The organism is Methylorubrum podarium (assembly GCF_022179745.1).
In the GTDB taxonomy this organism is placed as follows: domain Bacteria; phylum Pseudomonadota; class Alphaproteobacteria; order Rhizobiales; family Beijerinckiaceae; genus Methylobacterium; species Methylobacterium podarium.
The window spans coordinates 1-5,567 of record NZ_BPRD01000393.1 but is presented as its reverse complement, the minus strand read 5'-3'; the positions used below and the strand labels follow the sequence as shown (position 1 = coordinate 5,567).

Genomic DNA, 5,567 nt, shown 5'->3' with positions numbered 1-5,567 from the left:
GGCGACGTTGCAATACATGTCCGCCGCGAGGTTCCCGCTCGCGTAGATGTGGTTCATGTCGAAGGGGACGCCGTCGGCATTGCCCGGAAACGCGGCCATGCCCGAGGAGAGCAGGTGCTTGTGCAGCATCCCCTCGGCGATGTGGCGCGGGTTCTCGCCGCTCATCACCGCCCCGACGATGGCGTCGGCGGCGCCCGCCTCCTGCACCGTGGTGGGGGCGTTCTCCAAGTTCATCGCGACGGCCGTCGCGAGCATCTCGATATGGCCGAGCTCCTCCGTCGCCGTGTGAAGAAGCATGTCGCGATACTTGGTGTTGGGCGCGCGATTGCCCCAGGCCTGGAAGAAGTACTGCATACACACGCGGATCTCGCCCTCGATGCCGCCGATCGCCTGCTGCAGCATGCGGGCATAGACCGGATCCGGGCTGTCGACCCGCACCGGATATTGGAGTTGCTTTTCGAAATAGTACATCGGCTCAAATCCTCGAATGCGCGAAGCACAGCCCACACGGCAGGGCACGGCCAGGTGTTTCGACCCGGCTGTGCAACGGCTTCTGTGTTCGGGAAATCGCCGGAGTTGCGCTTTGTTCAGAGATAAATCAGAGCGAAATCGACGCGATCATATGTTGTGCTGATATAGCACAGTGCATAATATCGTTTGTATCGAACTATAGCCTTGAGCGTGACGACCCGACATTCCGCGGCGTCGGCGTGCGCGGGAGGCTCAGGCGGCGTTCCGCCCGAGGCTCGTCACGAGTTCGCGGATCGCGGCCGAGGGAACGGGGCGGCTGAACAGGTAGCCCTGCCCTTCCTCGCATCCCTCGAGACGGAGCTGGTCGAGTTGAGCCTCGGTCTCGATGCCCTCGGCCGTGGTGGTGATGCCCAGGCTGCGGCCGAGACCGATCACCGACCGCACGATCAGCCGCGCGTTCCCGGTCGCGTCGAGGTTGCGCACGAAGGACTGGTCGATCTTGATCTTGTCGAACGGGAAGCTCTGCAGGTAGCTCAGGGACGAGAAGCCGGTGCCGAAATCGTCCATCGCCACCCGCACGCCCAGCCGCTTCAGGGTGTGGAGGGTGGCCAGCGTGGTGACGCTGTCATTCAGCAGCACCGATTCGGTGATCTCCAGCTCCAGGCGATGCGCCGGCAGCCCGCTGGCGGAGAGCGCTTCCATCACCGCCCGGACGACCGCCGCGTTCTTGAACTGCACGGCGGAGACGTTGACGGCGACGCCGATGCCGCCGGGCCAGGCCGCCGCCTCGCTGCAGGCCTTGCGCAGCACCCACTCGCCGATCCGGCAGATGGCCCCGGTCTCCTCCGCCAGCGGGATGAAGTCGGCGGGAGAGATGTAACCCCGCTCGGGATGGCGCCAGCGCAGCAGCGCTTCGCAGCTGGCGATCCGCTGCTGGTCGAGCTTGACGATCGGCTGGAAGACCAGCTCGAACTCGCCGTTGTCGACGGCCTTGCCGAGATCGTTCTCCAGGGCCCGGCGCTTGCGCAGTTCGAGGTCCATCTCCTCGTCGAAGAAGGACCAGCATGCCCGCCCGGTCGCCTTGGCGCGATAGAGGGCGAGGTCGGCGCTCTTGAGGAGCTTTTCCGGGCTCGTTCCGTGTTCCGGCGCGAGCGAGATGCCGATGCTGACGCCCACCGTCACGGTGTGGCCTTCGAGGAGGAACGGCTGCTGGAACGCGGCGATCAGGCGCTTGGCGAGCGCGGCCGCGTCGCTCCGCACATGGGTGCCGATCTGGACGATGGCGAACTCGTCGCCGCCGAGGCGCGCGACGAGATCGGTCTCGCGCAGGCAGCCCTGGAGCCGCTCGGCGACGCTGCGCAGCAGGCCGTCGCCGATCGGATGACCGAGCGTGTCGTTGACCTCCTTGAAGCGGTCGAGGTCGAGGCAGAGCGTCGCGAAGCCCGCGCCGACGCCCTCGGTGAGACGGGCGGCCGCCTCTTCCAGGCGTTCCCCGAACACCATGCGGTTGGCAAGCCCCGTCAGCGCGTCCCGGCGCGCCATGGTGATGATCCGCTCCTCCGCCTCGTAGCGCTGGGTCACGTCCTCGTAGGTGGCGATCCAGCCGCCCTCCGCGGTCGGCTGCTGCTTCAGCGAGACGATGCAATCGCTGCGGATCGGGCAGCAGAGCGACCCGCTCGCCCCGCGCTGGAGAAGGGCCAGCTGCTGCATCAGCAGGTCGACGGCCCGATCGTCGTCGGCCGACAGTTCGACGAGGCGAGCGACCTCGCGGATGCTCATGCCCGGCCGCAGCGTGCCGGCGTCGACGCCGAACATGTCGCAGAAGCGGCGATTGAAGACGAGCAGGCTCCCCTCGGCGTCGAAGAGGCAGAGCCCCTGGAGCATGTTGCTGAGGGCGGCATCGAGCTGGGAATGGCTGCGCTTGAGCTGATCCTCCTGCTCCTTGAGCAGGGACATGTCGCTGCAGACCGCGACGAAGCCGCCGTCCCGCGTCGGGCTGCGGCTGATGCGCAGCCAGCGTCCATCGGCGGAGCGCGTCTCGGCGGTCAGGCTGCCGGTGCCGGGCATCGCGAGCAGGGTATCGGCGACCGGCGAGCCGCTCGCGTCGGTGAGAGAGCGCTGCCCCATCTCGGTCGGATCGAGCCCGAGCAGCGCCGCCGCCCGGTCGTTGGCGAGGACGATGCGGCCCTTCGCATCGACCACGACGATGCCTTCGATCGATCCCTGCACCGCGTCGGCCAGCAAGCTCTGGGCGGACCGGCGCTGCGCCACCTCCGCCTGCATCATCGCCGCGATGTTGTCGCGCATCACCGCCATCGCGCGCAGCAGCGCGCCGAACTCGTCGGCCCCGCCTTCGGGCACCGTCACCGTGAGTTCACCCGCGGCGATGCGGCTCGCGACCGTCGAGGCGTCCGCGACGGGGCGCACGATCTGCCGCAGCAGGAGCAGGGCGACGATGCCCGAGAGGACGATCGCGAGCGACGTCACGAACACGCTGAGCCGCACGTCGCGATCGACGGTCGCCCGCGCGGTCTGCCGGTAGGAGAAGCCGTCCCCGGCGGTGAAGTTGATCAGCAGGTCGATATGCTGCTCGGCCGCCGCCGCGTGGGCGTCGAGGGCCTGCCAGACATCCGCCGTCTGCTGATCGGGGCCGAATTCCCGCCGGGCGGCGAGCCACTGCACGACGGCATCCTTGGCGGCGGCGGCCTCGCGCGTGGCACGCTCCGACTGCGCGCGGTCCGCCGCGATTTCGAGATCCTCCTCGAAGGACTGCGTCAGGGCCTCGATCCGCGTCTCGAGGGTGCGACGCTCCTCGGCGTCGCCTGCGAGGCGGGCCCGGGCGACCGTCGCCTGAAGCGCCGCGAGATCGGTCGCGGCGGCACGGGCATAATTGATCGACATCAGCGACTGGTCGTAGGTTTTGTCGACCAGCGCTCCGGTCGTCATGATGCCGAAGGCGGCATAGCTGCCGAGCATCGCCGTGATCGCGCTGAGCATCAGAAACGCGAGGAAGATCCGGCCGCGAATGGTCCGGGCGCTGCGCAGCACCGCATCCAGGGCCATACGCCACCGCGAAGAGCCTGTTTGTCGGCGTGAAGGGTTCATCGGGCAAACGCTCGCATCTCGCGGGCAGCATGTCCGACAATCCTTAAAGTAATCTACAGCCTGCGCGATTTCGTCACCGTACCCTCGGGATTCCGCGATGATGTTAAGGCGAACGCAACTTTGCGAACGCTCAATCAACATTCACGAGCGCGCGGGGGCGCCCTCGAATAAGAGGGGAGAGACGCATGAGTGACGCCGGTCGGGTGAGGTGCGCGATCGCCCCGCGGCGCTCGGGCTCCGCGCTGTTGCTCGCATCCGTCGTCGCGTCCGGCACGGCATTCGCCCTGGCCAGCGATGCCGCCTCGTATCGGGTGACGCAGAAGGGCCGGGCCTTCGCCCCGGGTGCGGTGTCGCTGCGTGCCGGCGAAGCCATCGCCATCATCAACGACGACGGTGAACTCGTTCACCACGCCTATCTCGATGCGCCGGACTTCAGCTTCGACACGGGCGAGCAGGTTCCGGGAAGCAAGACCGTCGTCCACTTCCCGAAGGCGGGTCACTTCACGGTTCTCTGCGGTATCCACCCGAAGATGAAGCTTGCGGTTTCCGTCAAATGAGAACCGTCATGTCGCAATACTCTCGATCAACATGAGAGTGATCGTCATGCTATTGGCTGGCGATTGACTTTGATAGCGGATCGGTCCCGATCGGTCACGGCGATGTGATCAACTTATGTTAATCGAAATTTAATCCAGACACACCAACCTCGATGGGATCGAGGTTGGAATGGCTTGGAAATTCGTGGGGGGCGCGGCAGCCCTCCTGACCATCCTGTTGGGAGGCTTGGCGGTCGCGACGAACGGCGAGCCCGACCGCTCGGCCGCACTCGCCGAGTATCGGCGACCGACCGCGATTCCGTTTCCCGAAGACAACGCCTACCGGGCCGCCAAGGCCGAACTCGGCCGCGCCCTGTTCTTCGAGCCGGTCCTCTCCCGTGACGGCGACCGCACCTGCGCCACCTGCCACATCCCCGGACTGGACTGGACCGACTCGAACCCGCGCGCACCGCGCAACGACGGCGGGTTCATGGATTTCCGCACGCCGACACTGCTCAACGTCGCCTGGATCGACACGATCTACGGCTGGGACGGCAAGTTCAACGGCCTCGAAGCCGTCGCCCGCACACCCCTCACGGCGCCGGGCAACATGAACATGCCGCCCGAGGAGATGGTCCGGCGCCTTTCCGCCGATCCGAAATACGTCGCGGCCTTCAAGAACGCGTTTCCGGAGCCCGCGCCGGACGGCAATCCGGTGACGGAGACGCGGATCGAGCAGGCGCTCGCGACCTTCCAGCGCCTGATCGTGTCCGGTCGAGCGCCCTTCGACCACTGGGTCGAAGGCGACGCGCGCGCGGTCGGTGCCGCCGCCAAGCGCGGCTTCGACCTGTTCAACGGGAAGGCCAATTGTGCCGCCTGCCATTCGGGCTGGAACTTCACCGACGGTTCCTTCCACGACGTCGGCGTCGGCAAGGACGGCGCGATCGGTCGGGGGCGGTTCTTCCCGACATCGACGGCCCTCCGCTACGCCTTCAAGACGCCGACCCTGCGCAACGTCGCGCGGCGCCCCCCCTACATGCATGACGGCTCGCTCGCGACGCTGTCCGACGTGATTGATCTCTACGACCGCGGCGGGATCGACCGGCCGAGCCGCTCCCGCGACATCCGCCCGCTCCGTCTCACGGCGCAGGAGAAGGCGGACCTCATCGCCTTCATGGAAACCCTCAACGACGACGGCGCCGACGGGCCGGCCTACCAGCCGATCGGAACCGAGCCGCCGCGGCCGTGAGCGTCGCCGCGATTCATTTGAATTTCTTGGGCCTGAGACCGAGAAGAGCGAGGAGCTAACGCCGCTCCGTCAACGACGGAGCGGTGGAGCGAGCCTTTTCGATCGTCGGTTGAGGCAGACGGTGCAGCCGCGATCGATCAACGGTTTCTGGTTGATCACCCCGGACATTGCCCACTCCCGTCATCGCGAGGCGAAGCCGAAGCGAT

The 5,567-nt window shown here is 66.9% G+C and carries 4 protein-coding genes; 2 read left to right on the top strand and 2 right to left on the bottom strand.

Annotation, left to right across the window (positions count from 1 at the left end):
• Positions 1-471 (bottom strand): manganese catalase family protein (locus MFF42_RS18860; RefSeq protein ID WP_238257118.1); only part of this gene is annotated, 471 nt, incomplete at its 3' end.
• Between the two features lie 252 nt (positions 472-723).
• Positions 724-3,534: an EAL domain-containing protein gene (locus MFF42_RS18855; RefSeq protein ID WP_238257117.1), complete on the bottom strand. Its 2,811-nt coding sequence runs from the start codon at positions 3,532-3,534 to the stop codon at positions 724-726.
• A gap of 227 nt (positions 3,535-3,761) precedes the next feature.
• Here MFF42_RS18855 and MFF42_RS18850 point away from each other — a divergent pair, with 227 nt between their 5' ends.
• Positions 3,762-4,133, top strand: a complete 372-nt coding sequence (locus tag MFF42_RS18850; RefSeq protein ID WP_238257116.1) for a cupredoxin domain-containing protein — start codon at positions 3,762-3,764, stop codon at positions 4,131-4,133.
• Positions 4,134-4,302: 169 nt separating this feature from the next.
• Positions 4,303-5,361 (top strand): cytochrome-c peroxidase, encoded by a 1,059-nt coding sequence (locus tag MFF42_RS18845; RefSeq protein WP_238257115.1) that lies wholly within the window; start codon positions 4,303-4,305, stop codon positions 5,359-5,361.
• Positions 5,362-5,567 lie beyond the last annotated feature (206 nt).